22 protein-coding genes and 1 tRNA gene are annotated in these 24335 nt (G+C 35.1%); 16 read left to right on the top strand and 7 right to left on the bottom strand.

Features of this window, described 5'->3' with window-relative positions:
• Positions 1-268 precede the first annotated feature (268 nt).
• On the top strand, positions 269-940 hold the full coding sequence (locus L1S34_RS01525) for an ATP-binding cassette domain-containing protein (protein WP_236362385.1): 672 nt from the start codon (positions 269-271) through the stop codon (positions 938-940).
• On the opposite strand, the gene L1S34_RS01530 is transcribed toward L1S34_RS01525, so the two are convergent.
• Positions 937-1719: an alpha/beta fold hydrolase gene (locus tag L1S34_RS01530; protein ID WP_236362387.1), complete on the bottom strand. Its 783-nt coding sequence runs from the start codon at positions 1717-1719 to the stop codon at positions 937-939. The two genes, L1S34_RS01525 and L1S34_RS01530, sit on opposite strands and share 4 nt — an antisense overlap.
• 214 nt (positions 1720-1933) lie before the next feature.
• On the opposite strand from L1S34_RS01530, the gene L1S34_RS01535 reads away from it, so the two are divergent.
• Complete coding sequence (locus L1S34_RS01535) at positions 1934-3178, top strand: AbiH family protein (RefSeq protein ID WP_236362389.1); 1245 nt, start codon at positions 1934-1936, stop codon at positions 3176-3178.
• A gap of 31 nt (positions 3179-3209) precedes the next feature.
• Here L1S34_RS01535 and L1S34_RS01540 read toward each other — a convergent pair whose 3' ends face one another.
• Complete coding sequence (locus L1S34_RS01540) at positions 3210-4010, bottom strand: TIGR00266 family protein (RefSeq protein ID WP_236362391.1); 801 nt, start codon at positions 4008-4010, stop codon at positions 3210-3212.
• Between the two features lie 318 nt (positions 4011-4328).
• Complete coding sequence (locus L1S34_RS01545; RefSeq protein WP_236362393.1) at positions 4329-5621, bottom strand: aminopeptidase P family protein; 1293 nt, start codon at positions 5619-5621, stop codon at positions 4329-4331.
• 204 nt (positions 5622-5825) lie between these two features.
• Here L1S34_RS01545 and L1S34_RS01550 point away from each other — a divergent pair, with 204 nt between their 5' ends.
• The 3 genes from L1S34_RS01550 to L1S34_RS01560 all read left to right on the top strand — a co-directional run bounded on the left by L1S34_RS01550 (position 5826) and on the right by L1S34_RS01560 (position 10207).
• Positions 5826-8663 (top strand): WD40/YVTN/BNR-like repeat-containing protein, encoded by a 2838-nt coding sequence (locus L1S34_RS01550; protein WP_236362395.1) that lies wholly within the window; start codon positions 5826-5828, stop codon positions 8661-8663.
• A gap of 410 nt (positions 8664-9073) precedes the next feature.
• Positions 9074-9550, top strand: coding sequence for a hypothetical protein (locus L1S34_RS01555; RefSeq protein WP_236362397.1), 477 nt, complete (start codon positions 9074-9076; stop codon positions 9548-9550).
• A gap of 183 nt (positions 9551-9733) precedes the next feature.
• Positions 9734-10207 carry a hypothetical protein gene (locus L1S34_RS01560; RefSeq protein WP_236362399.1) on the top strand — a complete coding sequence of 158 codons (474 nt, stop codon included), beginning with the start codon at positions 9734-9736 and terminating at the stop codon, positions 10205-10207.
• 300 nt (positions 10208-10507) lie between these two features.
• Here L1S34_RS01560 and L1S34_RS01565 read toward each other — a convergent pair whose 3' ends face one another.
• Positions 10508-11869 carry a hydroxymethylglutaryl-CoA synthase family protein gene (locus tag L1S34_RS01565; RefSeq protein ID WP_236362401.1) on the bottom strand — a complete coding sequence of 454 codons (1362 nt, stop codon included), beginning with the start codon at positions 11867-11869 and terminating at the stop codon, positions 10508-10510.
• A 367-nt stretch (positions 11870-12236) separates the two neighbouring features.
• Here L1S34_RS01565 and L1S34_RS01570 point away from each other — a divergent pair, with 367 nt between their 5' ends.
• From L1S34_RS01570 to L1S34_RS01580, 3 genes are all read left to right on the top strand, one after another.
• Entirely contained in the window at positions 12237-12902 is a 666-nt protein-coding gene (locus tag L1S34_RS01570) for a succinate dehydrogenase cytochrome b subunit (RefSeq protein WP_166132831.1), read from the top strand.
• 13 nt (positions 12903-12915) lie between these two features.
• The gene (locus L1S34_RS01575) at positions 12916-14916 is read left to right on the top strand and encodes a fumarate reductase/succinate dehydrogenase flavoprotein subunit (protein ID WP_236362403.1); all 2001 of its coding nucleotides are present in this window, start codon (positions 12916-12918) and stop codon (positions 14914-14916) included.
• Positions 14917-14985: 69 nt separating this feature from the next.
• Positions 14986-15732: a succinate dehydrogenase/fumarate reductase iron-sulfur subunit gene (locus L1S34_RS01580; RefSeq protein ID WP_236362405.1), complete on the top strand. Its 747-nt coding sequence runs from the start codon at positions 14986-14988 to the stop codon at positions 15730-15732.
• 86 nt (positions 15733-15818) lie between these two features.
• Here the strand turns inward: L1S34_RS01580 and L1S34_RS01585 are convergent, their stop codons facing one another.
• Positions 15819-16292, bottom strand: coding sequence for a hypothetical protein (locus L1S34_RS01585; RefSeq protein WP_370637559.1), 474 nt, complete (start codon positions 16290-16292; stop codon positions 15819-15821).
• A 163-nt stretch (positions 16293-16455) separates the two neighbouring features.
• On the opposite strand from L1S34_RS01585, the gene L1S34_RS01590 reads away from it, so the two are divergent.
• Positions 16456-17220, top strand: coding sequence for an amidohydrolase (locus L1S34_RS01590; protein WP_236362407.1), 765 nt, complete (start codon positions 16456-16458; stop codon positions 17218-17220).
• Positions 17221-17227: 7 nt separating this feature from the next.
• On the opposite strand, the gene L1S34_RS01595 is transcribed toward L1S34_RS01590, so the two are convergent.
• On the bottom strand, positions 17228-18880 hold the full coding sequence (locus L1S34_RS01595) for an Ig-like domain-containing protein (protein ID WP_236362409.1): 1653 nt from the start codon (positions 18878-18880) through the stop codon (positions 17228-17230).
• 202 nt (positions 18881-19082) lie between these two features.
• On the opposite strand from L1S34_RS01595, the gene mce reads away from it, so the two are divergent.
• Entirely contained in the window at positions 19083-19484 is a 402-nt protein-coding gene (mce, locus tag L1S34_RS01600; RefSeq protein ID WP_236362411.1) for a methylmalonyl-CoA epimerase, read from the top strand.
• A gap of 139 nt (positions 19485-19623) precedes the next feature.
• A tRNA-Ile gene (locus L1S34_RS01605) sits at positions 19624-19697 on the top strand.
• 374 nt (positions 19698-20071) lie between these two features.
• Here L1S34_RS01605 and L1S34_RS01610 read toward each other — a convergent pair.
• Positions 20072-20659 carry a riboflavin synthase gene (locus L1S34_RS01610; protein ID WP_166132838.1) on the bottom strand — a complete coding sequence of 196 codons (588 nt, stop codon included), beginning with the start codon at positions 20657-20659 and terminating at the stop codon, positions 20072-20074.
• 58 nt (positions 20660-20717) lie between these two features.
• Here L1S34_RS01610 and pdxA point away from each other — a divergent pair, with 58 nt between their 5' ends.
• From pdxA to accB, 5 genes are all read left to right on the top strand, one after another.
• On the top strand, positions 20718-21761 hold the full coding sequence (pdxA, locus tag L1S34_RS01615) for a 4-hydroxythreonine-4-phosphate dehydrogenase PdxA (protein ID WP_236362413.1): 1044 nt from the start codon (positions 20718-20720) through the stop codon (positions 21759-21761).
• 102 nt (positions 21762-21863) lie between these two features.
• The gene (locus L1S34_RS01620; RefSeq protein WP_236362415.1) at positions 21864-22406 is read left to right on the top strand and encodes a YceD family protein; all 543 of its coding nucleotides are present in this window, start codon (positions 21864-21866) and stop codon (positions 22404-22406) included.
• 9 nt (positions 22407-22415) lie between these two features.
• On the top strand, positions 22416-22610 hold the full coding sequence (gene rpmF, locus L1S34_RS01625; RefSeq protein WP_133532440.1) for a 50S ribosomal protein L32: 195 nt from the start codon (positions 22416-22418) through the stop codon (positions 22608-22610).
• Between the two features lie 170 nt (positions 22611-22780).
• Entirely contained in the window at positions 22781-23779 is a 999-nt protein-coding gene (locus L1S34_RS01630) for a beta-ketoacyl-ACP synthase III (RefSeq protein WP_166132841.1), read from the top strand.
• A gap of 23 nt (positions 23780-23802) precedes the next feature.
• A complete protein-coding gene (accB, locus tag L1S34_RS01635) occupies positions 23803-24282 on the top strand; it encodes an acetyl-CoA carboxylase biotin carboxyl carrier protein (protein WP_166132842.1) in 480 nt (159 codons plus the stop codon).
• Positions 24283-24335: the final 53 nt, after the last annotated feature.

A 24335-nucleotide genomic window follows, 5' to 3' on the forward strand; every position in this document is an offset into this window, starting at 1 on the left:
ACGAGTTTTACAAAAGTACTTTAGCTATAAATATTGCTGTAAGTGCTGTCGCGGCTGTGTTTGGAGGCTTTGAAACCTTTAAATATGCGCTCTTGTTTTTTGGTTTTTTCATTAGTCTTTTGATTAAAGAGGTGAATGCTAAAAACGAATACTTGTTTTATTACAACAACGGACTTTCAAAAATTCAGGTGATTGTTTATTCATTTCTGATTAATTTTTTCTTTTCGATGCTCTTCATTCTTGCTGTGAACCTCATATTGAATTTCCTATGACAACAAGTATTTTAGAAGTAGATAGCGTACAAAAACAATACGACGGAAAAATCATCCTTTCGGATGTGTATTTGAAATGTGAAATAGGAACTATTCTCGGGATTTTGGGTAGAAATGGTTCTGGTAAATCTACATTATTGAAAATTATTTTCGGAATAGAATCAGCTGATTTTAAATTTGTTCGAGTGTGTGGAAAAGTGCTCTCAAAAACAAGTGAGTTATTAAAAGAAATCAGCTATTTACCTCAGGATTCTTTTATTCCAAATTCTTTTTCGGTTCAAAAAACCATTCAATTGTGCATTGCCAAAGAGAAAGTAAAAGATTTTTATTCAGATGGCATGATACAGTCTATGTTGGCTAAAAAAATCAAACATTTATCTGGTGGAGAATTGCGTTATCTAGAAATTAAATTAATCCTGAACAATGATTCAAAATTTGTACTGCTAGATGAGCCTTACAACGGCTTGTCACCCATTATGGTTGAAAACATAAATGCATTAATCACGACCATGTCTGCTGTAAAAGGCATTTTGATCACCGATCATAATTATGAAAATGTAATCAAAATATCGACCAAACTGGCATTAATGAAAGATGGTAAAATGCACCATTTAAAAGATAAAAACGAACTGATAGAAAAAGGATATTTAAAATTTGGTATGCTCTAAATACTTTTAAAAAAAGACAATAGAACAGCTAATAATTCGTCTTGATTTTCTAGATGACTCATGTGTCCATCAGGAAAAGTGATAACTTGTACTGCCGTGTTTTCTATTTGTTCCTTGGTTTCGTCATAATTCAAAACAGGATCTTTTTCTCCTAAAATTAAAAGTTTAGGAAACGGAGTAAGGTGCAGCAATACTTCCCGATCTTGCCTGATTTTCATGCCTTCTAGTGAGGCAACAATTCCTTGCAAGGGTGTTTGTAGTGCCTCTTTTTTCACGTTTTCGATCGTGGTCGCCAATCGCTCTCTGTTATTTTCACTGAATAAATTCGCAATCGAAAGCGAAATGAAATTTACAAATGATTGTTTCACGGCTTTAATGGCACGATCCCGATTTTTTTTGCGCTCTTCACTGTCGGCTCTTGCGCTTGAGTTGAGTAAAACCAATCCTTTGATAGTGTCAGTATATAATTCGGCGAAAGCCAAAGCCACGTAACCTCCCATAGAATGCCCTACAAAAATAGCTTTACGAATGCGCAATTCTGATAAAACGGCATGAACCACATCGGCATTGTCCTCCATGGTGTGCACATATCCCAAACATTCTGTGGAACCATGACCTAATAAATCAATGCTAATAACACGATTTTTTTGCGCCAATTCTGGGACATAAAAATCCCACATGCTTTTGTTTTCTAGAAAACCGTGTAGTAAAACAATGGCCGTTCCTTTTCCAGTATCGGTATAGGAAATAGTGGTGTTTTTAAAGAGAATTTGTTTCAATTTTGTAATGTTTGGGCAAAGCTAAAGCTTTAATTTTTTTCAAAACATATAAGCCATTTAAGTTTTAGATTTTTTTGGCTGAATATTGGTGATAGCTGGAATAAAAAAGTTTAACTAAAAAGATTTTTACCATCTAAGAAATATAAGGTCATGGAAGTAATTTAAAAATTTACTTGTATTAAAAATAGTATATTTGAGAAAAGAAACATAGAAAATGAACAGACTTATTATTCTTGGAAACGGATTCGATTTAGCTCATGGTTTGCCGACTTCTTACAAAGATTTTATAAACAATTTTTGGAAAAATTTTAAAGATAAATATAAGAGTGAAGATTATCAAGGATTAATTTGTACCAATGATTCTTATAATGGCTATTTCTTAGATTATGGACCAATTGAGAGTTTAAAAGATTTTATTGTAAAAATTAAAGCGTATTGTGCAGACTATCAATACGTCTTTGATGAAAGCAATTTATCTTGTTTTTCAAGCAAAAAAAATGACCGCGTAAAAATATTTAGTTTTAAAAATTATTTTTTTAAACTTATTAATGAAAAAAAAAATATCGAAAATTGGGTTGACATCGAAAATGAATATTATATACTTTTAAAAAGATGTTTAAATCAAGATTTAAATTTAAGTATTCATGATTTGAATAATGAATTTGAAATTGTAAAAAGACTATTTGAAAAGTATCTAATTGAAAATATTGAAAAATCATTTTCATTTTCAGTGAATGTTGTAGGTGAAATAGGTGATATTTTTAAAGTAACCACTTATAAAAATGAAGAATTAAATAAATTTTTCGGTGAGATTTCTAAAGCCACGGAATCTTTTTTAATTAAAAAACATCAAGATATTCTTGATAAAAATAGACCAACTTACGGCTATCTTTTTTCAGATGATATTATTCCAGTAATTGAGATTGAAAATTATTTTTTAAGTTTCAATTATACCTCTATTGCAAATAATTATATCGATTTACTTGAAATGGATTTGAGCAATTTAATAGAAATTCATGGTAGATTAGAAGATCATAAAAATCAAATAAACTTTGGATTTGGAGATGAAATGGATAAATATTATCAAGAAATTGAAGAGAAAGATGATAATGAATACCTAAAAAATATAAAGTCTTTTCAATATTTACTTACATCAAATTACAAACGTCTATTAGATTTGATAGATAGTGATAAATTTCAAGTTTATATAATGGGTCACTCTTGTGGCTTATCAGACCGAACTTTGTTGAATACTATTTTTGAACACGAAAATTGTTGTTCAATTAAAGTTTTCTATCATGAAATTAAAGATGAGAATGGCAATGTTATTAAAGATAATTATACAGAAATTATTCAAAATATATCTAGACATTTCAATAAGAAAAAATTAATGCGAGAGAAAATAGTTAATAAAACACTTTGTCAACCATTACCTCAGGTTAAACTACCATTAAAATAAAAAAGCTCCCATTTATGAGAGCCTTTGAGTCTTAAAATCTATTATCACCGTCTATTAATCGGCCTAAACCGCCTAATAAACTACCTTCGTCACGACTGCTGCCACCTGCTCGTGGTGCCGATGCAATGATTCTGTCGGCGAGGCGACTGAAAGGTAAAGATTGAATAAATACGGTTCCTGGTCCGCGTAGCGTAGCGTAAAATAATCCTTCGCCACCAAAAAGAGAATTTTTGATTCCGCCTACAAACTCGATGTCATAATCTACATCTTTTGTGAATCCTACAATACAACCGGTATCTACTTTTAGGATTTCGCCAGCTGCTAGTTCTTTTTGTGCTAATGTTCCTCCGGTGTGTACAAAGGCCATTCCGTCGCCTTCAATTTTTTGCATGATAAAACCTTCGCCACCAAATAAACCTGTTCCTAGTTTTTTAGAGAATTCGATTCCTACTGATACGCCTTTGGCTGCACATAGGAAAGAATCTTTTTGGCAAATGAACTTACCGCCATATTGCATCAAATCGATCGGGATAATTTTTCCAGGATATGGCGATGCAAATGACACTTTGCTTTTAGTGTTGTTTTGATTGATGAAAGCAGTCATAAAAAGACTTTCGCCCGTAAGTACTCGTTTTCCTGCGCTGAGTAGTTTGCCAAACAATCCCGTTTCTTGACCCGATCCGTCTCCGAAAATAGTTTGCATTTGAATATTGTTATCCATCATCATAAAGCTGCCTGCTTCGGCAACTACAATTTCTTGAGGATCTAATTCTATTTCTACGTACTGCATTTCTTCGCCGTAAATGTGGTAATCGATTTCGTGTGCTTGCATGATTTTATGTTTTTTAGTTTTTATTGGTTCGTTTTATAAACTGTTATTCCTAATAGTTTTAAAGTAAGTCTTTGACTGATTTGTAACGTTACAATTTTAAAATTGTTTTAACATTTTGACTACTGAAAATGATTTGTGAATGTTAGCCCTGATGGCAGTGGCATCTCCCGATGGAAAAACAAGGCTTTTGGGCCGCAGTTTTTGGAGCGGGAATAAAACGAACAGCAGGACTATACGAATTAAATTGCAGGATGTGGTGCTCCTAAAAAAAAAGCAGCCTAGAAAACTAGACTGCTTGTGGTTTGATTTTTTGCTATTTTAAGCGTTCATGAGGTCTTCAATTTCCTCGACTTCGATAGGAATGTTGCGCATCATGTTGAAAGGTTCGCCGCTTTCTTGAACGATGATGTTGTCCTCAAGACGGATACCAAAACCTTCGGCAGGAATGTAAATTCCAGGCTCTACGGTAAATACCATGTTGGCTTGCATAGGCTCGGTCAAAATACCGTAATCGTGCGTGTCTAGCCCCATGTGGTGCGAAGTTCCGTGCATGAAATATTTTTTGTAAGCGGGCCAGTCTGGGTTTTCGTTTTGCACATCGGCTTTGTCAATAAGTCCTAAACCTAGTAATTCTGAGGTCATTATTTTGCCTACTTCGATGTGGTATTGTTTCCAAAGTGTGCCAGTGGTTAACATTTTAGTAGCTTCGTTTTTTACACGCAATACAGCGTTGTAAACTTCTTTTTGACGAGAAGAATAGCGACCAGAAACCGGAATTGTACGCGTCATGTCACTAGAATAATTAGCATATTCAGCAGCTACATCAAGCAAAATCAAGTCGCCTGCTTTGCATTGTTGGTTGTTTTCAATATAATGCAAAACGTTGGCATTGTTACCCGATGCGATGATAGGCGTGTAGGCAAAACCACGAGAGCGATTGCGGATGAATTCGTGAATTAATTCGGCTTCGATTTCGTATTCAGTAACGTTTGGTTTTACAAAAGGCAACAATCGTCTGAAACCAAGCTCGGTGATGTTACAGGCTTTTTGAATCAAATCTAATTCTTCGCTTTCTTTTACAGAACGAAGGCGTTGTAGGATTGGGTTACTTTTGGCAACGGCATGTGCAGGATATTTTTCTTTCCACCATTTTACAAATCGTGCTTCACGCGTTTCGGTTTCTACGGTGGCGCGGTAATGCTCGTTGGTGTTGATGTAAATGGTTTCGGCGTGCGTCATCATTTCGAATAACACTTTTTCAAAATCTTGCAACCAATACACAGTTTTGATACCGGTTACTTCGTAAGCACGTTCTTTGGTTAATTTTTCACCTTCCCAAATAGCAATGTGCTCGCTAGTTTCTTTCAAGAAAACCATTTCGCGTTGGTGTTCATAAGGCGCGTCAGGGAACAACAATAAAATACTTTCTTCTTGGTCAACGCCACTCAAATAAAAGATATCACGGTGTTGCGCAAAAGGCAAGGTGCTATCAGCCGAAACGGGATATATATCATTCGAATTAAAAACAGCAACACTTTTTGGCTTCATTTGCGCCATGAATTTTGCTCTGTTTTTTATAAATAAATTACGGTCAATTTGATGGTATTTCATGTGTTGGGTTTTATTTTTTTATGGGTGTAAAATGTAGTTAGAACAACTTATTTATCTCATTAATTTAAAACAAGTGAGTGCTATTCTGGATATTTTATTGATTATTCAAAAATACTAACTTTGGTAGAAATGGGTGTTAATTAGAGTATAAAATTTTTTGGTACGTGTATTTATCCTTAAATTTCGGCATCAAAAATCAATCCTATGAAAAAAAGAATACTCCTAACCGCTTTTATTGTACAAACTGTCGCGTCTGCACAGGTCTCTGCTGAGGCGGTTCAAAACAGTTTAGTGGCCAAGAAACAACTGCAAGAACAATCGCTTTTTCAGAGTCTAAATTTACAAAATGTAGGTCCAACTGTAATGAGCGGACGTGTAGTTGATGTAGATGTAAATCCTGAAAATCCTACTGAATTTTATGTAGGTTATGCTTCAGGAGGTTTGTGGTATAGCAATAATAACGGAATGAGTTTTGTGCCGGTTATGGATAGTGCGCCTACGCAAAATGTAGGTGATATTGCTATTGACTGGAAAAACGGAACGATTTGGGTAGGAACTGGAGAGGTGAATTCGTCGCGTTCCTCGTATGCGGGAATCGGAATTTTGCGTTCTGATGACAAAGGAAAAACCTGGAAGAATTTGGGATTAACCGACAGTCACCACATTAGCCGTATCGTTATCAACCCAACGAATCCGAACGAAGTAGTGGTTGGAGTCGTAGGTCATTTGTATACAAAAAATGAAGAACGCGGTATTTATAAAACTACTGATGGTGGTAAAACTTGGAGTAAAACCCTTTTTGTGAACGATCAGACGGGAATTATTGATGTAGCTGTTTCTCCAAAGAACTTTAAAATACAATACGCAGCTGCTTGGACTAAAGACAGGAAAGCATGGGATTTTGTGGGAAGCGGTGCAGCATCAGGAATTTATAAAAGTGAGGATGCTGGAGCAACTTGGAAGTTATATTCTGCAGTAAACAGCGGTTTCCCTACGGGTGAAGGTGTGGGTAGAATTGGTCTAGCTGTGTATGATGATACTACTGTGTATGCGGTTTTGGACAATCAGTACAAACGACCTTTGGATAGTAAAAAAAGTACGGCCTTGCCAGCAGCTTTTTCACTTCCTGGAGATGAATTTTTGAAATTACCCAACAAAAGTTTGAATTCGATTTTGAAAAATTACGGATTAACTGAAAAATATAGAGCTGAGAATATTAAACATTGGGTAGAGAATGGATACGTTCAGCCTAGTGAAGCTGGAAAAGTAGTTCTAGCATCTATCAATAGTTTGGCTGATGCCGAAGTAATTGGTGCCGAAGTTTACAAATCAACCAACGGAGGAACATCGTGGACAAAAACAAATCAAAACTTTATTGATGATTTATTTTCTTCTTACGGTTATTATTTTGCCGCAATATCGGTAGATCCTTCTAATTCAGATAAAATTTATTTATCTGGAGTTCCGGTAATCAAATCAGATGATGGCGGTAAAACCTTTACGAGCATAAGCGAAGAAAATGTACACTCTGATCATCACGTGGTTTGGGTGAATCCTGCTAAACCAGGCCATTTAATCAACGGAAATGATGGTGGATTGAATATTTCTTATGACGATGGCGCACATTGGTTTAAAGGAAATTCGCATGGCGTGAGTCAGTTTTATGCTGTAAATGTTGATGAGCAAGAGCCTTACAACATTTATGGTGGTATGCAAGACAATGGGGTTTGGGTTGGGCCAAGCAACTATACTTTTTCTTCGGAATGGTTACAAACTGGAAAGTATCCTTATGAAAGTTTAATGGGAGGTGATGGAATGCAAGTACAAATAGACAAACGCAATCCGAATATTGTTTTTACGGGTTTCCAATTTGGGAATTACTACCGTATCGATCGCGCTACTGGCAAAAGAGAATATGTTTCGCCAAAGCCAAAAAAGGACGAGAAGCCATTCCGTTTTAACTGGCAAACACCAATTTTGCTTTCGTCTCACAACCAAGACATCTTGTATATGGGGTCGAACTTTTTGCACCGTTCTATGAACCAAGGGCAAACTTGGACTGCGATTTCACCTGACTTAACGCAAGGTTTTAAAGAAGGAAATGTAGCTTACGGAACGCTGGCTAGCATTAGCGAAAGTGCATTGCAGTTTGGTTTGTTGTACACGGGTAGTGATGATGGCTTGATTCATGTTTCAAAAGATGGCGGTGTGAATTGGACAAAAATTTCAACCAACTTACCGCAAAATTTATGGGTAACTCGTGTTGTAGCTTCAACTCATAAAAAAGAACGTGTTTATGCTACCTTAAATGGCTATCGTAATGATGATTTTACTACTTATGTTTATGTATCTGATGATTATGGTCAAAATTGGACTAGTATTGCCAGTAACATTCCTATGAGTCCCGTAAATGCTATTGCAGAAGACCCGACGAATGAAAACGTATTGTATTTAGGAACTGACAATGGATTGTATGTGTCTTTAAATCGTGGCAAAAACTGGGATGATTTTTCAAACGGAATGCCAGCGGTGGCGGTACATGATTTAGTTATTCAAAAGAAAGTAAAAGACTTGGTTGTGGGTACACACGGTCGTTCTATTTACAAGGTAAATGTAGATGCTGTTGGTCAATTAACGGACGCTGTTTTAGCAAAAAACATCCATGTTTTGGAACCAAAAAAGATCAGAAAATCAAGAGAATGGGGCAATAGCTGGAGCGTATGGTCAAAACCTACTGATCCGAAAGCTGAGATTTGGTTCTACTCCAACTCTGATTCAGAGGTTGTAGTACAAATAGAAAACCCGAACAAGGAAGTGCTGCTTTCGCAAAAGTTTGCTGCCAAAAAAGGTTTGAATAAGTACGTTTATGATTTAGCAGTACCCAAAGCAATTGCCGAAAAAGCGTTGGCTAAGGACAAAAAACTAAAATGGGAACCAGCCAAAACAGGAAAATACTATTTACAACCTTCAGTTAACAAAGTGAGCATCCAAAAAGGAAAAGACAAAGAAGTTGTAAATCTTGAGGTTTATGAGTCCAAATAAATCATTTTAGCACTAATACAAAAAGCACGATTCTATTAGAAATCGTGCTTTTTTTTGCTTGTTATTTTTAAGGATTTCAGTTTTAATTTAACTTGAATTGTATTAAATTTTCTTTTATGAACAGTTACGAAAAGTAAACACTGAAGCCGTCGTTTTGAAAAGCATGATGAACTGTAGTTCTCCTTTTTCTTGCTCTATTATTATTTTATTGTTAATTTATTTCGAAAGGTAATTCTGAACATTAATTTGTATATCTTCGTAAGAATTAACCTTGTAAACCAAAACTAAAATGAATAAAACAATGTCTATCAATTTTATTGTTAGTTGTTCTGACAATATCAAGAACACATACTGTAACCCAACAGAAACCTACTTAGATGAATTATTTAACAACTGGCAAGACTAAGATTATGAAAAAACTACTCATGTTAATTTTTGCAATTATAATTATTTCAGGTTGCGAACCAGGAAGTGTAATAGATTATGATTATACGATTGTAAATGATTCAGGAAAAACAGTAATTTTAATTCCTTTTTTAAATGGAGAGAAAGATTTGAAAAATGCTATTACACTTAATCAAGGTGCTAAAATAAATAAAAAATACAGATATACTCCCCCTGGCGGTGCGGGTTATTCAATGGGTAATCTACTTAAATCTGATTATATAGCTTTCGTGTACGATAGTGCAAAAATCAATATTTTTAGTATCTATTCTGAGCAATGTACAACTTGTCCGTCTATTTCAAATATTGGTATTGATATTAAATATGCAGAAAATAATCGAAATCCATTTAATTCAAAGTTTAATGATGAGGAAACCGAAGTGTATACCATAACCCCCGAGGATTTTCAAAATGCACAAGATTGCGGTGGGAATTGTAATTAATAACACTCAAACCCTTTCAGAGTAACTAATTATGAAAGGGTTGTTTTAATTTAAGAAAAGAATAAGTTGCTTTAATTGGAGCTAATTCTTGGAATGAATGGCGTGACAATATTAAAAACAGATATAACAATCCAACAGAAATTTACTTAGACGAATTATTTAATAACTGGCAAGATTAAAATTATGAAAAAAATTGTATCAATAATCATTGTTGTTTTATTGGCAGCAAGTTGTACGGATCAAGGAGATTTTAAAGACTATGACTATACGATTATTAATAATTCTGGTGTAGTAGTTGAGATTGTTCCGTACAACGAAAATGGTGTCATTGAAGTAAATAAAAGAGTTACTATCGGTATTGGTGAGAAAATTAATAAGATAAAAAGAGTGCATCCAATTGGTGGCGATGGTCCATTAAACTTTAAAGAGTTACTTTTTACAAAGGCAGGTTTTTCTTTTAGGAAAATAGATTTAATTTTTAACAATATAAAGAAATCTTCTTATTCAGATAATTGTTTATATGCAAATGGAGTCTCATCAAATTGCAGTATCAGAAATATTTTTTTACTAGATTACAACAACGATTTTACAGAAGTTTACACCATAACCCCTGAGGATTTTCAAAATGCTCAAGATTGCGGTGGGAATTGTAATTAAAAATATAAAATACAAGATTTAGGTCGAAAAAAAAGGCTGTCTTCAAAAATTGGAGACAGCCTTTTTTATAATAAACTGGTATTGAAAATTCAATATCTTATAACCCGTTGGGTGTAATTATTAAAAAAGTCAGTTCGAGTTTTTTTTTGTGTAATGAAATGGAGCAAAAAAAGTATCTAGAATGGTTTTTAATGAAATTTTACTTGTTCTCGATACGATTTTCTTTCGAAAATCACTCGAACTGACGTAAAATTATCATCAAAAATTAATTACACCCAACGGGTTATCTTATAGCTTTTATTAATCCACCCATTTGTAATAACGAGCTCCCAGTAAGTTGGGGTTTTCGCTCTCAATACGATCTAAAACCCATTCGTTTTTTGGGGTTTGTACGCTTAGGTGTTGTTCTTTTTTATGTAGTTTTTCGTAGGTTTCAAAATCAATTTCAAAACTCTTTTCGAGTATTTCAAATAAGGCAACAGGTTGAAGTGCTTCTTTCCATTGGTCTTCAATTGTTCCTTCAAAAACTTTTGATTTTGAGCCGCTTCCATAGGCCAGAAAGCCCATTTTTTCATTGGTAATTTCTTCGTTTGTGTCTAAAAAATGCGCTAAGGTTGATAGCAGTCCCATGAATATAGAGCCAGTATATAGGTTTCCAATTAATGAGGAAGCAATTTCAGCAGGCTGTAATTTCTCGATCACAAAGGTTTTGTAGGTTTCTGATTTACTAACTTCCTTGAGTTTGTTTTGGTATTCTGTCGCATCTTCGGAACCAGAAAGATAAGTAGTTCCCGCATCTAAAGCGTAAATTTCAGATAGCATTCTTCGGCCTTGAAAAGCATACGGCAAATGCATTACAATACTTTTCCAAGAGTTGTAAACAGTTTCGGAGCTGTTATTTAATTTTTTGAAAGCAAAATAAGCACTGCGTGTGCGATCCATATAGCATTGATTGGAATATTGCCCATCAAATACGGGTTGATCTTTGTGAATTTCAATTTCGCTTTCTAAGTTATCAAACCAAACCTCATTATTGGTATTGTTCGTTATGGCTTCTTTAGTTACTGTTCTGTAGGGTTTAAAAAAATCAAAAACACCTTTGGTACTCACGCCCCAATTATTTTCGATTGTCATAATTCTTGGGTTGGCAGTAATCAAAATAGCTACTGCTCCTGCGCCTTGCGTATATTCGCCAGTCGAGTTGAGGTCGTATTTTGCAAAATCTGTTGTCACTACAATGGCTTTTTTGCTAGGGTTTAATGTTACAAAATCAATACAATTTTGCATAGCATCTACGCCGCCAATACAAGCAAAAGTAAAGTCAACTGCATCACAATGTTCAAAAGTGTTTGCTCCAAATTTTTGCTCCATTAAGGCAACTAAAAACGAGGCAATAGGTTTTGAACTGTCAATACTGCTTTCAGTACCCACGTAAATGCGAGCAATTTCGCTTAAGTTTAATTTTTGCTCTTCGATTAATTTTGTCAAAGCATTGGCTCCAAAAACCACGGTATCTTGATAAGTGTCTGGCAAGGTCATTTTAAGAAGTCCTAAGCCTTTTTCTAGTTTTTCGGGTTCAATATTTCTGGCTTTTGCAAGTACCGCTATGGGTAAATGAATTTTTGCTACGTCAAAAGCGAGTGCGTCTATTCCTATTTTCATTGTGTTTTTTTGGATATAAAATTAAAAATTAGCTTGGTAGCAAGTTCTTTTTACAAAAACAAAAACGATTAAATGCCAAATTTTTACGGATTTAAATTCGATTCTAAAGTAAAATTATAGATATCATAATTAATGTAATTTTTAATGAGGATAGCATCAATTTGCAAAAAGTCAACCTTTAGTATTTTTTGACTTTTGTTCAACTAATAAACACGATATTAGGGTCTTAAGTATTGGTTTATAGGAAATTAAATGAGAATCTAGCTTAACACTTTAAAATCATTATAAATTATAGCGAAAAGGTTGTAGTTCTTTTTCAATTGCCCTATTTTTGTATGATTTTTTAAATTAATTCACACTAAATCTTATGGCAAAATCTGCATTATTAAAGTCATCGATAGCAAAAAAAGTCGCTATGGCGCTTTCTGGACTTTTCTTAATTTTATTTTTAGCACAACATTTTTTTATAAACAGTACCTCGGTTTTTAGTCCTGATACTTTTAACTCTATTTCTCATTTTATGGGAAATAATCCATTGGTACAGTTTGTAATTCAGCCAATTCTTATTGTTGGTGTTATTTTTCACTTTGCAATGGGTATTGCTTTGGACTTTCAAAACAAAAGCGCAAGACCTATTAAGTATGTACAAAACAATGGTGCTGCAAACTCTTCATGGGCATCAAGAAACATGATCGTTTCAGGATTGGTAGTTTTAGCGTTCATTTTATTGCATTTTTACGATTTTTGGATTCCAGAAATGGTATACAAGTACGTTGATGTTCAGCCTCTTGATGAAACTCGTTATTTTGGTGAATTGCAGCACAAATTTGTAGATCCTATTCGTACAGCTATTTACTGTGTTTCTTTTGTGTTGTTGTCGTTGCACTTATGGCACGGTTTCAATTCTTCGTTCCAATCAGTTGGATTTAACAACAAATACTCAAGAGCATTACACAAATTGGGATATGCGTTTGCAATTGTAGTTCCTTTCGGCTTTATTTTCATTGCATTATTTCATCATTTTAATCATTAATATTAAATTATAAATGGCTTTAGATTCAAAAATACCAAATGGTCCAATAGCGGACAAATGGACAAATTATAAAAATCACATTAATTTAGTAAACCCAGCAAACAAACGTAATATTGATATTATTGTTGTTGGAACGGGACTTGCAGGAGGATCTGCTGCTGCAACTTTAGCTGAATTAGGATATAACGTTAAAACTTTTTGCTTTCAAGATTCACCACGTCGTGCGCACTCTATTGCTGCACAAGGAGGTATCAACGCTGCAAAAAACTATCAAGGTGATGGTGACTCTACTTTTCGTTTGTTTTACGACACGGTAAAAGGAGGAGACTACCGCTCAAGAGAAGCAAACGTTCACAGACTTGCAGAAGTTTCTGTAAACATCATTGACCAATGTGTAATGCAAGGTGTGCCTTTGGCTCGTGAGTACGGTGGTTTGCTAGACAACCGTTCTTTTGGAGGAACGTTGGTGGCTAGAACTTTTTACGCAAAAGGACAAACAGGACAGCAGTTATTATTAGGAGCATATTCTGCAATGAACCGTCAAATTGGTCGTGGTAAGATTAAATCATACACACGTCACGAAATGCAAGATTTAGTTCTTGTTGACGGAAAAGCAAGAGGAATTATTGCTCGTAACTTGGTAACTGGTGAATTAGAGCGTCACTCTGCACACGCAGTTGTAATTGCTTCTGGAGGATACGGTAACGTATTTTTCTTGTCAACTTATGCTATGGGAAGTAACGCTACTGCTGCATGGAAAGTGCACAAAAAAGGAGCTTTCTTCGCTAACCCTTGCTACACACAAATTCACCCAACTTGTATCCCAGTTTCAGGAGATCACCAGTCTAAATTGACTTTGATGTCTGAGTCGTTACGTAACGACGGACGTATTTGGGTACCTGCAAAATTAGAGGATGCACAAGCTATTCGTGAAGGGAAATTGAAACCAACACAAATCGCCGAAGAAGATAGAGATTATTACTTAGAGCGTCGTTACCCTGCATTTGGTAACTTAGTACCTAGAGATATCGCTTCGCGTGCTGCAAAAGAAAGATGTGATGCTGGTTTTGGTGTGAACAAAACTGGTGAAGCAGTTTACTTAGATTTTGCCGCAGCAATCGAGCGTTACGGTAAAGAACAAGCCTATGTTAAAGGTCTTGATGCTAATGACAAAGCGTTGGTAACAAAATTAGGAGCTGCTATCGTAGCTAATAAATACGGAAACTTATTCCAAATGTATGAGAAAATCGTTGATGAGGATCCATACACAACTCCAATGATGATTTACCCAGCAGTACACTATACTATGGGTGGTATTTGGGTTGATTATAACTTACAAACTACAATTCCGGGATGTTTTAGTATTGGAGAAGCTAACTTCTCTGACCACGGAGCGAACCGTCTAGGAGCTTCTGCTTTAATGCAAGGTTTGGCTGATGGTTACTTTGTATTGCCATACACAATTGGTGATTACTTAGCTCCGGACATTAAAACTGGTAAAATTCCAACTGATTTGCCAGAGTTTGAAGAAGCTGAGAAAAACGTAAAAGCGCGTATTGATAAATTAATCAATAATAACGGTACTCATTCTGTTGATTATTTTCATAAGAAATTAGGAAAAATCATGTGGAACAAAGTAGGTATGGCGCGTAACGCAAAAGGTTTAACTGAAGCTATCGAAGAAATTGCTGCTCTAAGAGAAGAGTTTTACAGAGATGTAAAAGTTCCTGGAGATGCTTACAGTTTTAACCAAGAGCTTGACAAAGCAGGTCGTGTTGCTGACTTCCTTGAGTTAGGAGAGCTTTTCGCTAAGGATGCATTACACCGTAACGAATCTTGTGGAGGTCACTTCCGTGAAGAATACCAATCGGAAGATGGTGAAGCACAACGTGATGATGAAAACTTTGCTTACGTTGCTGCTTGGGAGTATGTTGGAAAGCCTAGCGAAGCTATCTTACACAAAGAGCCGCTTGTGTACGAAAATGTTAAACTAGTAACGCGTAGTTATAAATAGGAATCTGTCCTTGAGTTTAAAATGGTGTGAAATCCACTTTAGCTCTTTGACTTTCAAACGAAAGAAAATATGAAACTTACATTAAAAATATGGCGTCAAGCCAACGCCAAAGCAGAAGGTAAAATTGTTGAGTATCCGTTAGATGGTATCGAAGAGGACATGTCTTTCCTTGAAATGCTTGACGTTTTAAACGAAGGTTTAATTAACAAAGGAGATTTGCCAGTATCTTTTGACCACGATTGTCGTGAAGGAATTTGTGGTTCTTGCTCTTTGTATATCAACGGTGAAGCTCACGGGCCAGACAGACGTGTACCAACTTGTCAGTTGCACATGAGAATGTTTAAAGATGGTGATACTATTTTTATCGAGCCATTCAGAGCAAAAGCTTTCCCAGTTATTAAAGATTTAGTTGTTGACAGAAGTGCTTTTGACAGAATTCAACACGCAGGTGGTTTCGTTTCTGTTAATACTTCAGGAAAACCAACAGATGCAAATGCTACTTTGATTCCTAAACACGATGCTGATAGGGCTTTTGATGCTGCAACTTGTATTGGTTGCGGAGCTTGTGTAGCAAGTTGTAAAAACTCATCGGCTATGTTGTTCGTGTCTGCTAAAGTATCTCAATACGCTTTGTTACCACAAGGGAAAGTTGAGGCAGCTGATCGTGTATTGAACATGGTGGCTCAAATGGACGCAGAAGGTTTTGGTAACTGTACGAATACTGGTGCGTGTGAAGTAGAGTGTCCAAAAGGAATTTCTCTAGAGAACATCGCTCGTATGAACAGAGAATACCTTTCAGCAAGTATCAAAGGATAATTTATCCCCATTAATAGTTTAAAAAAAGCATTCGAGTCATTCGAATGCTTTTTTTTATGGACTAAATGTCAGATTCAAAAAGGAGGTTAGTCTTTCCATCCCCATGGAGCAGCGGGTGTTGCTACTGTTTTTGTTAGATCAAATTTTACGGTAAACAATCTATCAGAGCCTATTCGTCTTAGGTTATAGGTAAATGAGGTTTCGTCAATTGTAATCCACCAGACATTAGTTGCGGCGTTCGGAATTAAATTTAATGTTTCTTGGTCTGCAGGAAAAAATTGAATTCCTGCACTACCTGAATTTGGACTCGTACCGCCGTATTGTGTTACTTTATCTTCGGTTCCATCTTCGTGTCTGTGGTCGTGTTTCAATTTAATTCTGTCTTTATCGAATGTTAAAACCCATGTTCTTGATTTGTCATCACCAACAAAAAACGGAATTCTAATGGTTTTTTTGTCGCAGCTTCTTACATGCATTACTAGTTTTTTATCCCTAAAAGTATCATTCGAAGCGCCTTCTTTAATTTCTCCTTCAAACGATTTTCCGCAATGTTTCTGCAAATTTTCCCAAAATTGTTATGCACCCGTTTTTTCTTGTGCTTGAGTAGCTAAGTGACTTAAAAGTACTAGGGCAAATAATATTTTTTTCATGTCTTAGTTTTTTGCTAAAGTAAGGAAGTTATTATAGGTTAGAATTATTATTTTTAAAGAAAATTAGAAAGTAATGCAAGTAAGTTTTATTCAATCGCCCCTAGTTTGGGAGAATCCACAAGCCAATCGTGATTATTTTACAAATGCAATAGCAACTGTAAAAGCAGATACTAATTTAATTGTACTGCCTGAAATGTTTACTTCGGGGTTTACTATGAATCCGCAAGCCGTTGCCGAAAGTATGCAGGGAGAAACGATTCAATGGTTGCAACTTTTGGCGCAAAGCCGAAATTGTGCTATCACAGGAAGCTTGGTTATTGAAGATGGTGATCAATATTACAACCGTTTGGTGTTTGTTTACCCGTCTGGTGTAGTTCAAACTTATGATAAAAAGCATTTATTTACTTTGTCTGGAGAGCACGAGGTTTATACGGCTGGTACCGAAAAAGTAGTTGTAGAGTACATGGGTTGGAGGATATGTCCTTTTATTTGCTATGATCTCAGATTTCCTGTTTTCTCCAGAAATAATGTCAATTATGATTTGCTGTTGTATGTGGCAAGTTGGCCCAAAACAAGGACCAATGCTTGGGATATTTTACTCCAAGCACGTGCTGTTGAAAACATGTGCTACGCTATTGGAGTAAACCGTATTGGCACAGATGCAAATGGTTATGAATACATTGGACATTCACAAGCAATAGATTTTCTTGGTCACACATTAGTGGCTGCGAATGAGGTTGAAGGTGTTTTTACAACGATTTTGGATAAAGATGCCTTATTGGAAACACTACAAAAACTCAACTTCTTGAATGATCAAGATGCGTTTAATTTGCTGTAAAGCGATTTTATTTTATTTTCTTTATTTCTTTTTTGGGTTCGGGTACGTATGGTAAGCTTAAATCGAAAGTTTGATTAACGTCCCAATTCGTTCTAATTTCCATTATTTTTGATAGGTAGATTACCTCTTCCGCTTGTCGTTTTTCTATAAAGGATCCTGAATCCCATTCTTTATTTGCGTTTGTATCGTATATGGCGCGTAAAGAGTATTGTGCTGGTTCTAAAAGGTTGAAGTTAATAGTACTTGCCTCAGTTGTGTATTCTGCTGCTTGTACTTCTCCTTTTTCGTTTGTAAGTTCGATTAGTACCGGATATGATTTTGCATTTTGTAATTGTACAATAAGATTTCCGTAATCAGCCGCAGAACGAGTTGTTATTTTAAAACTTAAAGAGTCATTTTTTTGGTCAAAAAAATCAGTTACCGCATCCGGAAGCAAGGATATGGTGTAGTTTTCTTGCTCTTCTTTTTTGAAATCGAGAAATAGTTTTTGCTCAAATTCATCGTAATAACTTGTAAAGGGAACTATTGCACGGGATTTGTTAATGATGCTAATTTTACTGTCGTTCACTTTGGTTAAAGGAGTGTTGCTTTCAAATCCAAAGCGTTCTCTAAACTTTAAATCGTTTGTTTGTAATGGGGATAGTCGTAGGGTGTCCTTCTTTTGATCTTTTATTTTAAAACTGAAATTGGCTTTATACGTGCCTTTGGTCACAGCTAGTTGCAAGGAATCTGCTTTTAATGGTTTATACCAAATTTGTAGCGAGTCCTTTTTTGGAAATTTAGTCACCATGCTTTCAAGAGCTACGCTGTTGTTCTTTAATGTAAGCATCGGTAAATCTTTTTTCGATTTAATCTTCCCTTCATGCCCCAACAATAAACGGTTACCGGAGGCTTGGGTAGGTTTAAAACTTTTAAACGGAAGTGCTTCTTTGAATATTTCTAATTCATACAAGGTGTCGTTAGGCACAGTTACAAATTCCTTGATGAAGCCAATTTTGTCTGTTTTTGGATTGTATTTGTTATTGCTATTTGCATCCTTAACAGCAACCAAAAGGTATTTTCCAGCTTTTAAGTTTTCGAATTTAAAGCTTTTTAAACTGTCAAGAGTATTGGTTATGTAGCGTGGGGTTTCCTTATATACGATGGAGTCCGTATATTTTTCATTTACATCATAGAGCATTACTGATACAAATGATTCCACCTCTTTGTCAATGGCGCTTTTAATCACTCCGCTTAGTTGCAAGGAATCTATATATGAGCCAGTAGAAAAAACGTATTTGAATTGATTCAACGGATTTCCTTCGTTATTGTCTGCTATACTTTGCCCAAAATTAAAACTATAAGTCGTATTGGGTTGTAACGTATCTTTAATTTTAATTGTAATGGTTTTACTAGCGGTTGTGGGTAAAATTAGCGGTTCGTTTTTCATTGGCGGAGACACGATCAACTGCTTCGAAAGATTTTTCAATTTGATATTCTCGTCAAATACTAATTTGATTTCATTTCCTTTGAAATTAGTTTTGAAATTTTCAGGAAAACTTACTTTCAGTACGGGAGCGATAGTGTCTTTTAGGCCACCAGTTATGGAGCCGCGTTTGGCGCATCCTACAATTATAAATAGTATTATTAGACTAATATATCTCCAATTTGTTTTAAACATGCTTGATCGAATTTTTAAAGTACAAAATAACAATTATAATTCTTGCAACCGAAATTTTTATACAAATATTGTGAGCTTATAGTTTACAATTGAGATTTGAAAAAATCACTAAAAAAATGGGTACACATTCCTTAAATTTGTCGCTAGTAGCACGATTCGTAGTGTTAAGTGTTTGTTTCATTCTAAGTAATAAAAAATAATCATGAGAAAAATTGAACATATAGGTATTGCAGTTAAGGATTTAGAAGTTTCTAACTTGGTTTTTGAAAAACTATTTGGGGCACCGGCCTACAAATTTGAAGAGGTGCTAAGTGAAGGTGTTACGACTTCATTCTTTCAAAGCGGACCCAATAAAATTGAACTTTTGGCTGCAACGCATCCGGATAGTCCCATTGCAAAATTTATAGAGAAAAAGGGAGAAGGTATTCATCACATTGCCTTTGATGTTGAAGATATTGTTGCTGAGATTGCTAGATTAAAAAATGAAGGTTTTGTGGTGTTGAATGAAACGCCTAAAAAGGGAGCTGACAATAAATTAGTGGCTTTTTTACATCCCAAAAGCACCAACGGCGTCCTAATTGAATTGTGTCAAGAAATAAAATAATTAAAATGTAGGAGTGCTAGCTTGCTAGTAGTCAACTAGTTTTAAATAGTAGTGTTAGTGCTATTGTTTATTATTAAAAACAAGCGCAAAAATATTTGGAGCAAATGAAAAATAATGGTAATATTGCAAACTCTTAACCGGTCCTATAGCTCAGCTGGTTAGAGCACCTGACTCATAATCAGGTGGTCCCTGGTTCGAGCCCAGGTGGGACCACATCCAAAAACCTCCAAATGTAATTTGGAGGTTTTTTTTTAAACCATTAGGAGCTATTATTCGTAAATGAAATGAAACGATTAAAAAAAGAGTATTAAAAACTCAATAGATTTTTTTTTATCGTAAAATTTGTTATTTTTGGGCACTATGGAAGGCAGAGTAAATAAATTTTATTTTTTAATTTTTCTAATAGGAAGCGTTAATATTGCTTTAGGGCAAGTTCCTCCTCCGCCGCCAGGCGAAGACGCTCCAATTTTGTCTGTTTCTCAGTATTTAGATTATGTAGCTTTAATTGCCGTGTTTTTTGGATTTTATATTTTACATCATTATAGAAAAAAACAAAACCCTTTAGACAACTAAAGGGTTTTGTTTTTTTAATGTGCTTGGTGTAATCGTGCAACATATTTGCCAATTACATCAAACTCTAGGTTTACTCTAGTGCCGATTTTAAAACTATTAAAATTGGTATGCTCATAGGTATACGGAATAATAGCAACGCTAAACTGATTTTTCTTCGAGTTCACCACAGTTAAACTTACTCCGTTTACCGTGATAGACCCTTTTTCTATAGTTAGATTGTTAAGTGTAGGGTCATATTCAAAGCTGTATTTCCAACTTCCATTCGTTTCTTCAGCCTCTATGCAAGTTCCTACTTGATCAACATGTCCTTGTACAAGATGACCATCTAATCGATCTCCTAATTTCATCGCGCGCTCTAGATTTATTTGATCACCTACATGCCACGAGGCTAAGTTGGTTTTCTGTAAAGTTTCATCAATTGCGGTAACTGTGAAACGATTGTCGTTTATGGCAACCACGGTCAAACAAACGCCATTATGAGCAACGCTTTGGTCGATTTTTAGTTCGTTCGTTATAGCGGCTTCAATAGTGATGTGTACGTTTGAGTTTTCTTTTTCTATTTCTTGGATGATTCCAAGTGTTTCTATGATTCCTGTAAACATTTCTTATTTTAATTTACTAAATTTGTCCTTCAAAATTAGCAATAAATAACGGTAAGTCATGGTGAAAAAAGCAGAAAATATATTGGTAGGAATTTCTATTGGAGATTTAAACGGTATTGGAAGCGAGGTGGTGTTAAAAACATTCGAAGATGCTCGTATGTTGGAGTTGTGCACGCCAATTATTTTTGCCAATGTAAAGCTATTATCATTTGTTAAAAAATCATTTCAATCAACTACTACTTTGCACGGTATTGATAAGTTAGACCAAGCAATTCCCGGAAAAATTAATGTGTTAAACGTTTGGAAGGAAGGGGTAGATGTTCGTTTGGGTCAGTCCGATGAGAAAGCAGGTGAATATGCCATAAAATCCTTCATAGCGGCTACCGAAGCTTTAAAAGAGGGTACTATTGATGTTTTGGTAACTGCGCCAATCAACAAATACAACATACAATCTGAAGCGTTTCAATTTCCGGGTCATACCGATTATTTGAACCAAGAGTTAGAAGGTAATGCGTTAATGTTAATGGTGCAAGATAATTTACGAGTGGGTTTGCTTACCGATCATATACCATTGAGTGAAGTTGCGGCACATTTGACAGAGGAACTGATTGTGAAAAAAATTGAAACTATCAAACAAACATTGATTCAGGATTTTAGTATCAATAAACCAAAAATAGCAGTTTTAGGTTTGAATCCGCATTGTGGAGATGGAGGAGTAATAGGTAATGAGGACGATGCTATTTTAAAACCTGCGCTACGCAAATTGTTTGACAAAGGGACATTGGTTTTTGGACCATTTCCAGCAGATGGATTTTTTGGAAGTAATCAATATGAAAAGTACGATGCGATCATTGCAACTTATCACGATCAAGGTCTAATTCCATTTAAAACCTTGTCATTTGGTAAAGGAGTTAATTTTACTGCAGGTTTACATAAAATTAGAACTTCGCCTGATCACGGAACGGCTTATGATATTGCAGGTAAAGGTATTGCTGACTATAACTCTTTTAAGGAGGCTGTATATTTGGCTATCGATATTTTTCATTCTAGAAATCAGTATGCAGAAATTAGCGCAAAACCACTTAGAATAAAAGAAAAGTAGTTGTCAACAAAAAAAAGTGAATAACATTATTAGATTTGCAATAAATTTATATCTTTGCACTCCCGTACTGAAAGCTCAGTTAAGGCTCAAATTGTTGTTGAAATGAAGAACACAAAAGAATTTTTAATACCTTTTATAGGATTAAAGCTAGGGAAACATCATTTTGAATATCAAATCAGTAATGCGTTCTTTGAAATCTTTGATTATGATGAATATCAAAATTCAGATATCAAAGTAAATGTGGTTTTAGATAAGAAAAGCACGCTTTTAGAGTTGAATTTTAAACATAAAGGAACGGTAAATGTTCCTTGCGATTTGACAGGAGAAGATTTTGATTTACCTATAAAAGGTAAAATGAAATTGATTGTTCGTTTTGGCGAAGAGTTCAACAACGACAACGAAGAATTATTGATTTTGCCACACGGAGAATTTGAGGTGAATATTGCACAATACATATATGAAATGATTGTATTGTCAGTTCCCTTTAAACGTGTGCATCCAGGAATAAAAGATGGAAGTTTAAATACCGAAGCCTTAACCAAGCTCAATGAGCTAAGCATAAACGAAGAAAAACAAGAATACAACGAAGAAGAAAATATTGACCCACGTTGGGACAAATTAAAGAAACTATTAACGGATAAATAATATAGTAAAATGGCACATCCAAAGAGAAAAATCTCGAAAACAAGAAGAGATAAGAGAAGAACACATTACAAAGCTACTGCAGCACAAATAGCTACTTGTCCTATTACAGGTGAGGCGCACTTATACCACAGAGCATACTGGCACGAAGGTAAAATGTACTACAGAGGGCAAGTTGTTATAGATAAATCTGTAGCTGTTGCTTAATACATTTTAGCAAATGATATTCGAACTCTCACATCGTGAGAGTTTTTTTGTTGGTTAAAATTTTCATTAATTATTAGGTTCTATATCAAGTAGATGGAAATTTTTTCGTAATTTTCAAGTCTTTTAAAAAAAATCAAATGGCAACATTTGGCCAGTAATAAATGCATAAAATGAATACAATCACAGCCGCAATAACCGCTGTTGGAGCCTATGTTCCTGACTTTGTTTTGAGTAACAAAGTTTTAGAAACAATGGTTGACACCAATGATGAATGGATTACTTCTCGTACTGGAATTAAGGAAAGAAGAATCTTAAAAGATGCTGATAAAGGAACCTCTTTTTTGGCTATTAAAGCAGCTCAAGATTTATTAGCCAAAGCTAATTTGGATCCTCTAGAAATTGACATGGTAATCATGGCAACAGCTACTCCGGATATGCCTGTGGCTTCTACAGGAGTATTTGTAGCAACTCAAATCGGCGCAACAAATGCATTTGCCTATGATTTGCAAGCTGCATGTTCAAGCTTTTTGTACGGGATGTCAACAGCTGCAGCGTACATTCAGTCTGGAAGGTATAAAAAAGTACTTTTAATTGGGGCTGATAAAATGTCTTCAATCGTAGATTATACGGATAGAGCAACTTGTATTATTTTTGGTGATGGTGCAGGAGCAGTTTTATTCGAACCTAATCATGATGGACTTGGATTACAAGACGAGTACCTGCGAAGTGATGGAGTAGGAAGAGATTTCTTAAAAATCGATGCAGGTGGATCAATCACTCCAACTTCTCTTGAAACGGTAAGAGACAACAAGCACAGTATTTTTCAAGACGGTAAAACAGTTTTCAAGTATGCAGTTACTAATATGGCTGATGCTAGTGAATTAATTTTACAAAGAAATAATTTGACTAATCAGGATGTATCTTGGTTAGTGCCACATCAAGCCAACAAACGTATCATTGATGCAACGGCTAATAGAATGAATCTGGAAGAGTCTAAAGTATTAATGAATATTGAAAAGTACGGTAACACAACTTCTGCCACTTTGCCATTAGTGTTGCATGATTTTGAACATTTACTTAAAAAAGGAGATAATATAATATTTGCCGCTTTTGGTGGTGGATTCACTTGGGGATCTATTTATCTAAAATGGGCTTACGACAAAAAATAAATTTAAACTAAAAACAAATAATCATGGATTTAAAAGAAATTCAAAATCTAATCAAATTTGTAGCAAATTCTGGTGTTGCAGAAGTTAAATTAGAAATGGATGATGTAAAAATCACTATTAGAACTACTTTAGAAGGAAATGTAACTGAAACTACTTATGTTCAGCAAATGCCTGCACAAGCCGCACTTCCACAAGCAGTAGCTCCAGCTCCAGCAGCTCCGGTTGCTGTACCAGTTGAAGCTCCAGCGGCTGAAAATGCAAACTATGTGACAATTAAGTCGCCAATTATTGGAACTTTTTACAGAAAACCATCTCCAGATAAACCAATGTTTGTTGAAGTTGGAAAATCAATTGCTAAAGGTGACGTATTGTGCGTAATTGAAGCAATGAAATTATTTAACGAAATCGAGTCTGAGATTTCTGGTAAAATTGTAAAAGTATTGGTAGATGATATGTCACCAGTAGAATTTGATCAACCATTATTCTTAGTAGATCCGTCATAAGAAATTATAAATTATAAATTATAAATTTTGAATGATGAGTTATCGTTATTTGA

Origin of the sequence: Flavobacterium sp. K77, from assembly GCF_021608205.1 — a bacterium.
Taxonomy (GTDB): Bacteria; Bacteroidota; Bacteroidia; order Flavobacteriales; family Flavobacteriaceae; genus Flavobacterium; species Flavobacterium turcicum.